The organism is Microbacterium testaceum (assembly GCF_006539145.1).
GTDB classification, from domain to species: domain Bacteria; phylum Actinomycetota; class Actinomycetes; order Actinomycetales; family Microbacteriaceae; genus Microbacterium; species Microbacterium testaceum.
The window spans coordinates 195,383-209,923 of sequence record NZ_BJML01000002.1; the positions used below are offsets into that span (position 1 = coordinate 195,383).

At 68.7% G+C, this 14,541-nt stretch carries 14 protein-coding genes; 6 read left to right on the forward strand and 8 right to left on the reverse strand.

Features of this window, described 5'->3' with window-relative positions; translation table 11 throughout:
* Positions 1-22: 22 nt before the first annotated feature.
* The 6 genes from MTE01_RS05000 to MTE01_RS05025 form a co-directional block, all read right to left on the reverse strand.
* Entirely contained in the window at positions 23-1,567 is a 1,545-nt protein-coding gene (locus tag MTE01_RS05000) for a DNA polymerase Y family protein (RefSeq protein WP_141376057.1), read from the reverse strand.
* The gene (gene imuA' / locus MTE01_RS05005; RefSeq protein WP_246077983.1) at positions 1,567-2,208 is read right to left on the reverse strand and encodes a DnaE2-dependent mutagenesis accessory factor ImuA'; all 642 of its coding nucleotides are present in this window, start codon (positions 2,206-2,208) and stop codon (positions 1,567-1,569) included. The genes MTE01_RS05000 and imuA' overlap by 1 nt, the downstream gene beginning before the upstream one ends.
* Before the next feature lie 244 nt (positions 2,209-2,452).
* Positions 2,453-3,010 (reverse strand): cysteine hydrolase family protein, encoded by a 558-nt coding sequence (locus MTE01_RS05010; protein ID WP_116239041.1) that lies wholly within the window; start codon positions 3,008-3,010, stop codon positions 2,453-2,455.
* Positions 3,011-3,059: 49 nt separating this feature from the next.
* Positions 3,060-3,557 carry an HNH endonuclease gene (locus MTE01_RS05015; protein ID WP_103206252.1) on the reverse strand — a complete coding sequence of 166 codons (498 nt, stop codon included), beginning with the start codon at positions 3,555-3,557 and terminating at the stop codon, positions 3,060-3,062.
* Positions 3,558-3,894: 337 nt separating this feature from the next.
* Positions 3,895-4,815 carry a M23 family metallopeptidase gene (locus MTE01_RS05020; protein WP_246077984.1) on the reverse strand — a complete coding sequence of 307 codons (921 nt, stop codon included), beginning with the start codon at positions 4,813-4,815 and terminating at the stop codon, positions 3,895-3,897.
* 240 nt (positions 4,816-5,055) lie between these two features.
* Entirely contained in the window at positions 5,056-5,754 is a 699-nt protein-coding gene (locus MTE01_RS05025; RefSeq protein WP_141376059.1) for an iron-dependent transcriptional repressor DtxR, read from the reverse strand.
* 99 nt (positions 5,755-5,853) lie between these two features.
* Here MTE01_RS05025 and serC point away from each other — a divergent pair, with 99 nt between their 5' ends.
* On the forward strand, positions 5,854-6,975 hold the full coding sequence (serC, locus tag MTE01_RS05030; protein WP_116239042.1) for a phosphoserine transaminase: 1,122 nt from the start codon (positions 5,854-5,856) through the stop codon (positions 6,973-6,975).
* A 58-nt stretch (positions 6,976-7,033) separates the two neighbouring features.
* On the opposite strand, the gene MTE01_RS05035 is transcribed toward serC, so the two are convergent.
* Positions 7,034-7,612, reverse strand: a complete 579-nt coding sequence (locus MTE01_RS05035; RefSeq protein ID WP_141376061.1) for a DUF3027 domain-containing protein — start codon at positions 7,610-7,612, stop codon at positions 7,034-7,036.
* Positions 7,596-7,979 (reverse strand): cold-shock protein, encoded by a 384-nt coding sequence (locus MTE01_RS05040; RefSeq protein WP_056229171.1) that lies wholly within the window; start codon positions 7,977-7,979, stop codon positions 7,596-7,598. Before MTE01_RS05040 ends, MTE01_RS05035 begins: the two co-directional genes overlap by 17 nt.
* 107 nt (positions 7,980-8,086) lie before the next feature.
* Here MTE01_RS05040 and MTE01_RS05045 point away from each other — a divergent pair, with 107 nt between their 5' ends.
* The 5 genes from MTE01_RS05045 (at position 8,087) to MTE01_RS05065 (ending at position 14,361) form a co-directional block, all read left to right on the forward strand.
* Positions 8,087-8,365, forward strand: coding sequence for a multidrug ABC transporter ATPase (locus MTE01_RS05045; protein WP_103206249.1), 279 nt, complete (start codon positions 8,087-8,089; stop codon positions 8,363-8,365).
* 4 nt (positions 8,366-8,369) lie between these two features.
* Entirely contained in the window at positions 8,370-10,097 is a 1,728-nt protein-coding gene (locus MTE01_RS05050) for a helicase-associated domain-containing protein (RefSeq protein WP_174799642.1), read from the forward strand.
* 47 nt (positions 10,098-10,144) lie between these two features.
* Entirely contained in the window at positions 10,145-11,794 is a 1,650-nt protein-coding gene (locus MTE01_RS05055) for a DNA repair helicase XPB (protein WP_103206248.1), read from the forward strand.
* A 69-nt stretch (positions 11,795-11,863) separates the two neighbouring features.
* The gene (locus MTE01_RS05060) at positions 11,864-12,556 is read left to right on the forward strand and encodes a response regulator transcription factor (protein ID WP_055838218.1); all 693 of its coding nucleotides are present in this window, start codon (positions 11,864-11,866) and stop codon (positions 12,554-12,556) included.
* A gap of 134 nt (positions 12,557-12,690) precedes the next feature.
* Entirely contained in the window at positions 12,691-14,361 is a 1,671-nt protein-coding gene (locus tag MTE01_RS05065) for a sensor histidine kinase (RefSeq protein ID WP_174799652.1), read from the forward strand.
* Positions 14,362-14,541 lie beyond the last annotated feature (180 nt).

Sequence of the window (14,541 nt, forward strand, 5' to 3'; positions counted from 1 at the left end):
CGCCCGGGGACCGGGTCGATGATCAGTCATACCGCCCCTCCGCTCGCCACTCGCCCTCTTCGACCACCAGGAGCCACGCGCCCCCCTCGGCATCCACCACCTGGAACCGGTGCGCTTTGCGAGCGCGCAAGGCGTCCCACCCCCGCTCACTGATCGGCCATGGGCCCGCCCACTCGCGGATGCGGCGTCGCTGCCCCGCGGTCTCGAGGACGGCGGGTGGAGCACTCACGACATCGCGCTCCCCGACAGTGACCGGAGCCCCCGCGATGTCGGTGACTCCCACCAGGCGTGGTTCGGGGTACACGGTGGCGGGCAGGGGATCGGGGAGACTGCCGGGCCACGGCCGTGTCCGCACCTTCTCGGCGACCACACGATCACCCCACGGTACGAGCACTTGGCGCTCGGCGAGCCAGCGACCACCGCCGATCGTCGGGGTCACGACCCCGCGGTGGCCGAGTATGGCCTGCACCCGAGAAAGGGCGTGGTGTACGCGTTCGTCGGGTCCGGCCCCGAACAGTCCCTTGGCGTGGTGCGCCGCGACATCGACGGCCTCGGGCTCGATGTGGACACCCGCGACACCGCTGCCGAAGATTCCCTGTGCGTCTTCGGCGAGCTGCCAGCGCACGCGGTCGACCACCCCCGCAGCGTCGAACGAACCGGGATGCAGCCATACGCGCTCACTGCGCTCGCCCCGTTCTCCCGTGAGCACGACCCGTAGCTCCGTACAGACGAGGTCGTGCGCGCCGAGCTGGGCGATGAACTCTTCGGCGGCCACGCGCATGCCGAACGCGATCTGGTCGGCGAGCTCGAGCGGTGGTTCGAACGCGACGTCGCGGTGCAGCTCGGGCGGGGGCGTACGCGGCTGGACCGGTTGGGAATCGAGTCCCCCGGCGAGCGCGTGCAGACGCACTCCCCTCTCGCCGAATCGCTCTCGTACTCGCTCGACCTGGAGCGCGGCCAACTGGCCCAGGGTATGCACGCCCAACCGCGCCAACAGGCTCCCGAACTCGTCGTCTTCGAGGGTCGCGATCGAGAGGGGCGCGAGGAAGGCTCCGGCCGCACCGGGCTCGACGATACGGACGGGATCATCCACAGCCGCCGAACGTGCCGCCTGCTCAGCGGTGAACACCCCGTCGGCGACGCTCGCGCGCACGCCCCCGAACCCGTCGTCATCGAGCAGCCGGACCAGCACGCGAGCTGCCTCGAGTTCCCCGCCGTAGTACCGCGCCGGACCCCGCGCCCGGAGAGCACAGAGTCCGGGGCGCACGACCTGCACCCCGGGAGCGCGCTCCTCGACCCGGGCGACGACCGGGGCGAATGCGCGTACGTCCCGTACCGGGTCGGCCGGCACCACCTGCAGCCCCGGGCACAACGCCTGCGCGTCTCGGCGTTTCTGCCCGCGTCGCACGCCCTGCGCCCGAGCCGCCCACGAGCACGCGACGACGACGTTATGGGCGAACACCGCCACCGCGGCATCCGGTCGAGGAGGACTCACGGCCTCGCTCACGAACGCCGTGATGGGCCAGTCGGGGAACCACAGCACGAGGCTGCGCGTAGGAGCGTGCATCAGCCCACTGCCCGTACGGGAACAGCATCGCGGTCACGCGAAACCAGACGCTCGGCCGGGGAGCCCAGCAACTCGATCGACCCGTCGGCCGCGGGCAGCAGCATGCGGGCGCGGCGGGGATTCGGCGAACGGCGGCTGGTCACCGATACGGTCAGCTCACGACCGGCCAAATACCCATGCCCCTGGCCGATTCCCGACCATCGGGGATCGGCGACGTCGATCACGGCCTCGACCTGGGGCCAGGCCCCCTGCACGAGCAGCACCGAACCGCGATCGCGCAGGCGCGCGGCCAACCGCGTGGCCTCGACGCCCCCGCGCGCGGCCGCCGCTCCCGCGGGTGGGCGTACGGCCACCACGGGAAGCACCTCGGTAATCGTCGCCGTCACGGCCAACCACCGGGGGCCCGGATCGGGGATGAAAACGAGACGATCGAGATCGAGACCGTACTTCTCAGCGGCCTCGGCACCGAGCTCGGGCATGCCGATCACCCCGCACCACGCGCCGTCTTGGGAGGGACGGGCCATGAGCGCCAGCAGAAGAGAGGCCGAACGTGCCAGGGCGTATGCGGACCCCGACCGCAGCCCCCCACCGGGCAGCAGTGCGGAGAACGCCGGGTGCGTCGGCAGGACGGGGGCGTCCATGCGCCGCCCCTGCATGCGCTCGAGGCGATCACGGAGCGCAGGGATGTCGGGTACGGCCTGTACCTGGTCTCTCACGATCGCCCTCACTCCCACAGGTTAGAACATCTGTTCGATGACCTCAATCCCTGTGTGTCGAAGATACGATCGACCTCCGACATTGCGCAGAAGCTCCGATCGAATGATCGAACGAGCACGCCGATCCCCCGGCATCCGGCCGAGAACGGCCCCCGCACGCATGTCTGCTTCAGACCAGATCGACCGTCGCGGCGATCCGCGCAAACCCTCCCTGCTGCAGCACGAGGGCGGTGTTCGCCATGAGCTCGGCGGCAGGACGGGTGACGGTTCCGAGCCCCGCGATCTCTGCACTCAGGTCGAAGGTGCGCGTGGCATCCAGCACCACCGTCACGTCGTAGCCGAGGTTTCCGGCCATGCGCGCGGTCGTCTCGACGCACATATTCGTCTGGATGCCGCAGATCACCAGTTCTCGGATGCCGTGCTCACGCAGCCACGCGTGCAGATCGGGATCGCCGTAGAACGCCGAATTGACGTTCTTCGACACGAGGAGATCCGCCGGAACGTCGGCGACCGCCTCGACGAGGGCGTTGCCCTCACCGTCCGGGTGAAGAGGAGAGCCAGGGGACGCAGACTCGTGCCGCACGACGACGATCGGCTCCTCCGCACGCTGCCACGCATCGATCAGGGCGACGACGTTGCGTTCGCAATCGGGGTTGGCCGTCGGCCCCCAGAAGGCGAGGTCGTCGAATCCCCTCTGCATATCGATCACGAGAAGAGCACGAGTCATACCCCTCATCCCACCACACGCCCCCCCACAAGAGCGGTGGATGCCAAACTCAGGCCGCCAGTGCCAGATACGGCTCCCAGAGCGGGTCGCTCTTGTCCACGCCGCGCACGGTCCACGACGAGCCCCGCGGAGGTGCGGGCACGAGCCGCAACTCCCAGCGCATCTCCTGCGGGGTGCGATCGCCCTTCACGTTGTTGCAGAGCAGGCAGCAGGCCACGAGGTTCTCCCACGTGTCCTTACCACCGCGGGAGCGGGGAAGCACGTGATCGATCGTCGACGCGGCCTTGCCGCAATATCCGCACCGGTGCGCGTCGCGGCGCAGAACTCCACGGCGGGTGACCGGAACCTGGCGGGCGCCCGGAACCCGCACGTAACGCGTCAGGATGATCACCGCCGGGCGATCGTAGGTTCCGCGGGCAGCCCAGACCGGGTCTTCGTCGACGCTCTCGACGACGGTGGCCTTGTCGTTCATGACGAGCACGAGGGCTCGTTTGAAAGACACGACCGCGAGGGGCTCGTAGCCCGCATTCAGCACCAGTGTGCGCATTTCTCGTCCTCTCGAATGGCCGAGACGGCTTCTCGGATGTTCGACTCGCGACGACGGCAGGCGCGAAAGGGTATGAAAAAGGCGCTGTCTAGACAGACAGCGCCTGAGAAGTCGCGGCGAAGCCACGGCATCCGGTCACACGATGCCGAAGAACGAGCAGCCCGAGCGCATCCATGGTGCGGATGCGCTGACTGGTGTTCATCGGCATGTCCCTTCGGTTCTTCCGACGTCGGTGACAGGCTAACCCACTGCGACACGCCCGGGGTCGGCTGAGGGGGGAAACAGAAAGCGGCGTGTCGGAGAACGATGTCCCCGGCACGCCGCCTCGAGAGAAGAATCAGCCGGCGTTCTGCTGCAGCCAGGCGTAGGGATCGACCACCGAGCCGTTGATGTGCACCTCGAAGTGGAGGTGGTTGGCGGTCGAGCTGCCCGTCGATCCGACCAGGCCGATGAGCTGGCCGGGGGCGACGGTCTGGCCGGCCTGCACCTGACGGCTGCCGTAGGTCATGTGGCCGTACGTGGTCGACACCTTCTGGCCGTTGATCACGTGCTCGATCACGATCGCGACGCCGTATCCGCCGTAGCTCTCCTGCGAGACGCTGACGACTCCACCGGCGGCGGCGAAGATCGGTTGACCGCCGGGAGCGAGCAGGTCGACGCCCTGGTGATAGCCGGAGTCCCACAGACCGCGACCGAGTGTGTAGCTCGTGAGCGGCCAGCGCACCTCACCCGATCCGGGTGCGGTCATGTTCAGATCGATGGAGCTCACCGAGGTCGACGCCTTCGAGGCGTTGGCGGCGAGCTGGCGCGCGCGCTCGGCGGCGGCGGCAGCAGCGGCCTCTTGATCCTTCTTCTTCTGGATCTCATCGGCCGTGGTGGCCGAGTAGCTGCTGCGGTCGAGGGTTTCGGCGGCCGCGTCGGAGGCCACGACGAGCGACTGGTTGTCGGCGGCCGACATCTCTTGCAACGTCATGGTGTCGGCGGCAGGCATGGTCGCGGCGTAGGCGGGGATCGCGACGGTGGCGACGAGGCCCGCGACCATCGAGAGGATCACGGCGCTGCGCAGCGGTTTGCCGACGCGGCGCGACGACGAGGCGCCACGAGGGGGAGCGGTACGAGCGACCGGGGCGGTCGCGGGAGCCGCGGCCTGCAGGACGCGGCTCGTCGGTCGGGCGACCGCGGCGCGCGTGCTCTTGCGAGTGGGTCCCGTCGCGGCACCTTCGGGTAGGTCCGCTGCGGGCTCGTTGTGTTCAGCCAAAGTTCCTCCGGCGCCTCTGCGTCTTCGGGGACGCTGGCTCGTCAGCACTCGAATGTGGGGCACGATGTGCGGGCTGGTCCCTGCGCGGACGACGAGCCGATGAGGCAAACCGCGAGGGGTCCGACGGCGGGCTTCTCGCCTGTGGACTTTCTGAGGCTACCCGAAGATAACGAACAAGTCACGCCTCGGTAACCGCTCCCAGGCGATGCCCGGCCGGACCTCTGCGGAAAACGGCCGGGCTCAGTCCTCGGCGACGAGGAAGATGTGAGAGGCCACCTCGACGGGCAGCTCGAGCCCCTCGTCGACGCCGTCCATCTGGACGAGGACGTACCCCTCGTTGAAGCGGTAGTCGCCACGAGCACCCGGGAGCACACCCGCGGCCTTCAGCTGCTGCAGGAGTTCGGGATCGACCTGAGCGGGCTCGGCGAGCCGGCGCACCGTACCGGTGATGGGTCCACCCGCGTCGGTCAGCTTGCGCACCAGGCCGATCACACCGACGTCGAAGGTGGCACTCGCGGCGTCGCCCAGCTGATCGAGACCCGGGATCGGGTTTCCGTACGGCGATTCCGTGGGGTGGCCGAGCAGTTCGACGAGCCGGCGCTCCACCTGCTCGCTCATCACGTGCTCCCATCGGCAGGCCTCGTCGTGCACGTAGGCCCAGTCGAGGCCGATGACGTCGCTCAGCAGGCGCTCGGCGAGCCGGTGTTTGCGCATGACATCGACGGCTTTCTGGCGGCCGGAGTCCGTCAGCTCGAGGCGACGGTCTTCCGATACCACCACGAGACCATCGCGCTCCATGCGACCGACCGTCTGGGAGACGGTGGGTCCCGAGTGCCCCAGGCGCTCGGAGATGCGCGCGCGCAGCGGCACGATCCTCTCTTCTTCGAGCTCCAGAATCGTGCGCAGGTACATCTCGGTGGTGTCGATCAGATCGGTCATGCGGGTGTCCTCGATGTCGCGCGGCAAGTCCTCTCAGCCTACCGACCCTGTCCGACATGAGCGCGGGCGGCGTCCGGGGGTGACCCTAGAATCGGTGCCATGCCGCACGTGGAACTGCCCGCCGAACTCCTGCCCACCGACGGTCGCTTCGGGTGCGGCCCCTCCAAGGTGCGCGGTGCGCAGCTCGAGGCCCTCGTCACCCGCGGCGCGTCGATCCTCGGAACCTCGCACCGCCAGGCGCCGGTGAAGAACCTCGTCGCCAGCACGCGGGAGCGCCTGTCGCAGCTGTTCCGTCTGCCCGAGGGATACGAGATCCTCCTCGGCAACGGCGGATCGACCGCCTTCTGGGACGCCGCCGCGTTCGGACTCATCGAGAACCGCAGCCAGAACCTGGTCTTCGGCGAGTTCGGTGGCAAGTTCGCCGCGGCCGCCACCGCCCCGTGGCTTCAGGCACCGGATGTGCGCAAGGCCGAGCCCGGGACGCGCTCGTCCGCCGAGGCCGTCGCCGGCGTCGACGTCTACGCCTGGCCGCACAACGAGACCTCGACTGGCGTCGCCGCCCCGATCCGACGTATGGACGCGGATGCCGGCGCTCTCACGGTCATCGACGCGACCAGCGCTGCGGGAGGCATCGACGTCGATGTGTCGCAGGCGGACGTCTACTACTTCGCGCCCCAGAAGAACCTCGGCTCGGACGGCGGGCTCTGGTACGCCGCCGTCTCGCCGGCCGCGATCGAGCGGATCGAGCGGATCGCGGCATCCGACCGCTACATCCCGGAGTTCCTCAGCCTGAAGAACGCGCTCGACAACTCGCGTCTGCAGCAGACGCTGAACACCCCCGCTCTCGCGACGCTCCTGCTCCTCGACGATCAGCTCGGATGGATCCTCGACAACGGCGGCCTCTCCTGGGCCGGCGCCCGCACCGCCGAATCGTCCAGGGCCCTCTACGAGTGGGCCGACGCGAGCGCGGTGGCGAAGCCGTTCGTGAGCGATCCCGCCGACCGCTCTCCCGTCGTCGTCACCATCGACTTCGACGACCGCATCGATGCGGCGGCGATCGCCAAGAGCCTGCGCGCGAACGGCATCGTCGACACCGAGCCGTACCGCAAGCTCGGCCGCAACCAGCTTCGTGTGGCCACCTTCGTCTCGATCGAGCCCGAAGACGTGCGCCGCCTCATCGGGGCGATCGACTACACGATCGAGCGCCTGCCGCAAGCCTGATCCGCTTATGACGAAGGCCGTCCCGCCGAGGCGGGACGGCCTTCGTCATGAGCGGCAGTCAGTAGCTACGATCGCCCTCGTCGTCGTCAAAGTCGTCGTCATCCGAGTCGTCGTCATCCGAGTCGTCCTGGTCGTCGCTGCTCGCGGAGCCGCCGTCGAGCTCGTCGATGTCGACCCCGTCCAGATCGCCCGCGTGGAAGCGCGCCTTCGGCTCGTGCTCGTCGTCTTCGTCGTCCGACTCGTCGTCGACGTCCTCATCGAGGTCGTCGTCCTCGTCGTCCTCGTCGTCGTCGTCGTCGACAGCCAGCGCGACCTGCGCCGCCTGATATTCCGCCAGACGGGTCGCCCACGGCACCCAGTCGGGAGCCAACAGCGCCCCGTCGCCGGGCAGGAGCTCGACCTCGAGCACGGTCGGCTCGGAGTCGTCCACCACGGCCACGCTGACCGTCCAGAACCAGCCCGGGTAGCCCGCGAGTCGGGTATGGAAGCGCAAAGAGACCGCGCCGTCCTCCTCGGCCGTGTATCCGGCCGCGGGGCCGACGGTGTCGGCCGGAGTGATCTCGTGCAGAGCCGCGAGCGCCAGGTCGTGAGCGCCGGTCAGGCGCTCATCGACGGGCTGCTCAGGCTTCGAAGTCATCGGCGACCTTGCGCAGGACCGCGGCGATCTTCTGCGCGTGAGGACCGTTCGGGTAGCGACCGCGTCGCAGATCCCCGCCGATGCCGTCGAGCAGCTTCACGAGGTCTTCGACGATGATCGCCATGTCGTCGGCGGGCTTGCGCGAGCGCTTCGACAGGCTCACGGGAGCATCGAGAACGCGAACCGAGAGCGCCTGCAGGCCGCGCTTTCCGTCGGCCACACCGAATTCGAGGCGCGTCCCGGCCTTCGGTCCGGGGGCTCCGGCGGGCAGGGCGGTGGCGTGCAGGAACACGTCCTGGCCGTCATCGGTGACGATGAAGCCGAAGCCCTTCTCGTCGTCGTAGAACCTGACCTTGCCGGTGGGCATGGACACCTCGCTGGATGAATGCGCGGAGAGCGCGGCGGAACACGGGACCCGAACGGATCCCGGTCTTCCAGCCTACGGCACCGCCGCCAGGCAGTAGGCTGAGCCCGATGAGCACCCGCACCTCCGGTGGCAGCACACCGGGCGACGACGTCCCCGTCCGCCGCATCGATCGCATTCTCGCGTTCATGTCGTTGGGCCTTCTCGCGCTGTCGATCGTGTGCTTCTTCGCCATCATCATCGGCTCGAGTTCCGGCGCCGACATGGGGACGGGCGTCTGGCCGGTCATCGGTCTGCTCGTCTACATCGCTCCTCCGGTGGCCTTCGCGTGCCTGCTCGCCGTGCTCATCATGAGCTTCATCCGTAGGGCCAAGGCCAACAAGGCCTGATGACGTGCCCGAGGCCTCCGCACAACGCGCACTGGCGGTCTCGCTGAGCGCGCGCAGCGACACCGATCTCGCCCGCCTCTTCGCCGAACGCCACATCTCGCCCTCGAGCACCTGGCGCGACATGTTCGACGCGGCCGAAGCGCTCCTCGATCCGACGTCCGTGGCGCGCGGACTCCCCGCTCTGGGTCGCGACGAAGCCGTCGCCCTGCTCGACGCCGCCGACGGCCGTGCGACGACCGGCGATATCCGCGAGCGTCTGGCTTCCCGTGCTCTCGTCGGAGACGACGGATTCCCCTTCCCCACCGTGATCGACGCGGCGCGCGACATCCTGCCCTCGGGCATCCCGGATGCCGCGGCTCCGCATCGTACCCGGGCGACGCCCGAGAGAAACGGCGCCGCCTCCGAAGCGGTGTTCACCAACGCCGCCTCCCTCGCCGACATCCTCATGCAAACGCTCGATGCTCCGCTCGGACGCATCGGATCGGGGTCGCTGGGTGCCGCCGAGAGACGACGTCTCGTCGAGGCCGGAGCCGTGACCACCGCCGCCGAAGCCGACCTTCTCGTCGGGCTCGCGGCCGAGGTGGGCCTGCTCGGGACGAATGAGCGCGCATGGCTCGTGTCTCCCGCCGGGCGCGAGTGGCTGCGCCTGCCGACACTCGAGCGCTGGCAGCGCACCGCCGAGGCCCTCCGCGACGCTCTCCCCGCCGCCTACCGCTCCCCCGACGGCGGGTGGATCCCCACCGAGCAGTGGCGTTCTGCGACGCCGTTCGACCCCGAGGGTCCCGAGCGTGCCGACCTGTGGATCAAGCGTCTGGTCCGCTGGGGGCTGCTCGACGCCGCCGGTCACTCGACGCCGTGGGCGACCCCGCTGGCCGAGGGCGGAGACGTCGACACCTCGTCGCTGCGCGAGCTCCTGCCGCCGGAAGTCGACCGCGTGTACCTGCAGAACGACCTCACGGCGATCGCCCCGGGCCCGCTCGCCCCGCACCTCGACGTACGCCTGCGTTCGATGGCCGCGCGCGAGTCCCGCGCCCAGGCGTCGAGCTATCGCTTCAGCGCCGCGACGATCGGCGCCGCGATCACCGCGGGAGAGACGGCCGACAGCCTTCGCGAGTTCCTCACCGGGATCTCGCTCACCGGACTCCCGCAGCCGCTCGCATACGTGATCGAGCGCACCGCCGCCGAACACGGTCGCGTGCGCGTCATCACCGACGCCGATTCTCACCTCACCCGGGTCCTGACCGACGATGAGACGCTCCTGCGCTCGATGGAGGTCGACCAGTCGCTGCGCTCGATCGCCCTCACCCGCACCGACGACGAGCTCGTCTCGCACGTCGCAGCAGACGTCGTCTTCTGGGCGCTCACCGACGCCCATTACCCCGCGGTGGCGGTTGACGCCGCGGGACGCCCCCGCGCTCTCGAGCGTGCCAAGCTGGCTGCCCCCGAGGCTCGGACCACGGCCCCCTTGGACGCCTACGACGGCCTCATCGAGCGGCTGCGCACAGGTGCGGGAGACTCGGATGCCGCATGGCTCGAGCGCGAACTCGATCAGGCGGTCCGCGCGCGCTCGATCATCGACGTCACGGTCCGCCTCCCCGACGGCTCGGCCCGGGTCTTCCGCCTCGAGGCCACCGGCCTCGGCGGCGGACGCCTGCGCGGTCGAGACCGCGCAGCGGACGTCGAGCGCACTCTCCCCCTGTCTCACATCGACGGCGTCGCACGCGTCGACTGACGGCCGCGCACGCCCCGCCCTTCCCGACCCCGGTAGACTCGAACGCTATGGCTGACGGCCCCCTTATCGTGCAAAGCGACCGCACCGTGCTCCTCGAGGTCGCGCACCCTCACGCAGAGACGGCGCGCCACGAACTGGCGGTCTTCGCCGAGCTCGAGCGCGCACCGGAGCACATCCACACCTACCGCATCACCCGTTTGGGGCTGTGGAACGCGCGCGCGGCCGGCCACGACGCCGAGTCCATGCTCGACACCCTCGACCGGTGGTCGCGCTTCCCGGTGCCGGCGTCGGTCAGCACCGACATCCGCGAGTCGGTCAACCGCTACGGGCGCCTCGTCATCGAGCGCAACGACGAGGGTGAGCTCGTGCTGCGCTCGACCGATGCCGCGGTGCTCAGCGAGGTGTCGCGCAACAAGCGCATCTCCCCGCTTCTCATCGGTCGCCCGAGCCCCGACAGCTTTCTCATCGACGCCTGGGCGCGCGGGCACATCAAGCAGGAGCTGTTGAAGATCGGCTGGCCCGCCGAGGATCTCGCCGGCTACACGCCGGGGACGCCGCACCCGATCGACCTCGCCGAGGACGGCTGGAGCCTCCGTCCCTACCAACGCCAGGCGGTCGAGTCGTTCTCCGAGGGCGGCTCCGGCGTCGTTGTCCTGCCCTGTGGAGCGGGTAAGACGCTGGTCGGTGCCGGCGCCATGGCCGACACGCGCACCACGACGCTCATCCTCGTCACCAACACCGTCAGCGCGCGCCAGTGGCGCGACGAGCTGCTGCGCCGCACGAGTCTCACGCCCGAGGAGATCGGCGAGTACTCCGGCCAGGTCAAAGAGATCAAGCCGGTCACCATCGCGACGTACCAGATCCTCACCGCGAAGCGGAAAGGCCAGTACGCCCATCTCGCCCTGCTCGACGCTCTCGACTGGGGCCTCGTGCTGTACGACGAGGTCCACCTGCTCCCCGCTCCGGTGTTCAAGCTCACGGCCGACCTGCAAGCGCGCCGCCGCCTCGGTCTCACCGCGACGCTCGTGCGCGAAGACGGTCGAGAGGGCGATGTCTTCAGCCTGATCGGTCCGAAGCGCTTCGACGCGCCGTGGAAAGAGATCGAGGCCCAGGGTTTCATCTCGCCCGCTGCCTGCTACGAGGTGCGTATCGACCTTCCGGCCGATGAGCGACTCGAATACGCCGCGGCCGCCGACGAGGATCGCTACCGTCTCGCCGCCACCGCCCCCGCGAAGATCGAGGTCGCCCGGCGCCTGGTCGAACGGCATCCGGGCGAGAGGGTGCTGATCATCGGGCAGTATCTCGATCAGATCGACGAGCTCGCCGAAGCGCTGAACGCGCCGCAGATCACGGGCGCCACGCCGATCCCCGAGCGCGAGGAGCTCTTCCAGGGCTTCCGCGACGGGAGCATTCCGCTACTGGTCGTCTCCAAGGTCGCGAATTTCTCGGTGGACCTGCCCGAAGCCTCGGTCGCGATCCAGGTGTCGGGTTCGTTCGGCTCGCGCCAGGAGGAGGCGCAGCGTCTCGGCCGCCTCCTTCGACCGAAGCAGTCGAACCACACCGCGAGCTTCTACACGCTCATCGCGCGTGACACCGTCGACCAGGATTTCGCCCAGAATCGTCAGCGATTCCTGGCCGAGCAGGGGTACGCCTACACCATCCTGGATGCCGACGGAATCGACGCACAGGCCGCCTGACGCATACCAGCACACGGCTTTCCGTTCCATATCCAGCACATTGCTGGGTCAGATCACGATAATGAGGGCATGACAGCTCCTCGCATCCTCGTCGTGGACGACGAACCCAACATCCGCGACCTGCTCATCACGAGCCTGCGTTTCGCCGGGTTCCAGGTGCGAGCCGTGGCCAACGGCGCGCAGACGATCTCGGCCGTGCTCGAAGAGGAACCCGACCTCATCGTGCTCGACGTGATGCTCCCCGACATGAACGGGTTCAGCGTCACCAAGCGTTTGCGCGGCGCGGGCTACACCGCTCCGATCCTCTTCCTCACCGCCAAAGACGAGACCGAAGACAAGATCATGGGGCTCAACGCCGGTGGCGACGACTACGTCACCAAGCCGTTCAGCCTCGATGAGATCGTCGCCCGCATCCAAGCCATCCTGCGCCGCACGATGCAGGCGGATGAAGAGTCGATCATCCGCACCGGCGAATTGACGATGGATCAGGACACGCACGACGTCAGCGTCGGTGACGTGTCGATCGACCTGAGCCCGACCGAATTCAAGCTCCTGCGCTATCTCATGCTGAATCCCAACCGCGTGCTCTCGAAGGCGCAGATCCTCGATCACGTATGGGAGTACGACTTCAACGGCGACGCCGGGATCGTCGAAAGCTACATCTCGTACCTGCGCCGCAAGATCGATCCGCACTCCTCGGAGCCGCTCATCCAGACCAAGCGCGGCTTCGGCTACATGCTGAAGTCGGGCAAGACCGCCTGAGCGGGGGTCCGCTCCTGTCGCACTCCGACGACTCGCTCACGCGCTGGTGGCGCGGGCTGAGCCTGCGCACGAAGGTCACCGGCGTGACTGTCGCGCTCCTCGCCATCGGGTTGTTCACCGCGGGTATCGGAACCATGGTGTTCCTGCGCACCACCCTGGTGAACAACCTCGACGAGCAACTCGCGCAGCAGGCCGCCGGAAGCATCGCGAACAGCATCTTCACCACCGCGCCCGGCGACGGACGCGTCGTGTTCTCGCAGGTCGACAATGCCCCGCAGATCGGGTCGATGGTCGTCGTGTACGGTCCCGACGGTCAGCGCGAGGCGTTCTACAACGGAACATCGACGACGGCTCTGCCCGAGATTCCGCCCACCTTCACGGTGGAGCAGACGTACAGCCAGATCGACCGCCGTATCGAGCTCGAATCACCCCAATCCGGCCAACACTTCCTCGCTCGCGTGGGCGTTCTGCAGGTGCCCGGGAACCCCGGTGTCTACACCCAGATGGTGATCCAGCCGCTGGCCCCCACCGACCGGATCGTCGCCGCCTACATCGGTATCTACGCCTTCGTGGCGCTGCTGATCCTCATCGCGACGGCGTTGCTGACCCGGTGGCTCGTCACCCTGGCGTTCCGCAACCTGCGACAGGTCGAGACGACGGCCATGGACATCGCAGCCGGCGATTTCAGTCAGCGGCTGACCGATATCGTCCCCGACACCGAGGTGGGCCGGCTCAAGACCGCCATCAACGCGATGCTCGCGCGCATCGACGGAGCCCTAGGACAACGGGATGCCACCGTACGGCAGATGCGGCGCTTCATCGGCGACGCCAGCCACGAGTTGCGCACGCCCCTCGTCACCATGCGCGGCTATGCGGAGCTGTACCGCATGGGTGCCATCCGCTCCGACGAGGACGTCGCGCAGTCCATGGAGCGCATCGAGAAGGAAGCGATCCGGATGGGCGCGCTCGTCGAGGACCTTCTCGCCCTCGCCCGCCTCGACGAGCGCCGCGACGTCACGATCATCGCCCTCGATCTGCGTCCGATCGCTCGTGACGCCGCGCTCGACCTGCGCGTAACGTCGCCACAGCGCGAAGTCACGGTCGACGACACCACCTCCCGCGACGAGCTGATCCTGCCCACGATCACTCTCGACCCCCTCCTGGACGCGGGAGGAAAGCCCGCGAGCGGAAACGGCCGCCGGCGTAACGCCCCCACGACGTCGGCGATGGCGATCGCGGGCGCCACCCTTTCGCGGCTCCGTCGCCGATCGAGAGACGGGGCGGAGCTTGCGGCATCCACTCCTCCGGACGGAACACCGGCTGCACCCATCGGGGTGGTCCGCGCCGTACCGCGCCTCACCCCCGTCGTCATGGGCGACGAGAACAAGGTGCGTCAGGTCGTTGCGAACCTGCTCGGCAACGCGCGTCGGTTCACCGCCGAGGACTCGCCCATCGGCCTGCGCGTCGGTGTCGACGCCGAGACCGACATGGGATGGATCGAGATCATCGACCATGGCGAGGGCGTGCCGGAACAGATCCGCGAGCAGATCTTCCAGCGCTTCTGGCGCGCTGACACCTCGCGCACCCGAGAGACCGGCGGCTCGGGCCTCGGCCTGTCGATCGTGGCATCCATCGTCGACCTGCTGCACGGCACGGTGGATGTACGCGACACCCCCGGGGGTGGAGCGACCTTCCGGGTCTCCCTCCCCCTCGCTGATCGCCGCGACGCGCAGGAACACGCTCTCATCGAGACCCAGCCCCTCGAGCGGCTCCCCGAGAACTACCGGCCCGAGAACGGCGCCTGACGCGTTCCGCCGTCGTCGATGGTGTGCACCGGCCGCACGCTCCCCGCTCGAACGCGCGCCCCGAGTATGTCCCGATGAAATCGGACCGCGTCCCAAAAACGGCTGGCTGACACCACCCCAGGCAGCCAGAAATGGGACACGGCGCACCCTCCCCCTACCAACGAAGAACGCCCCCTCCCG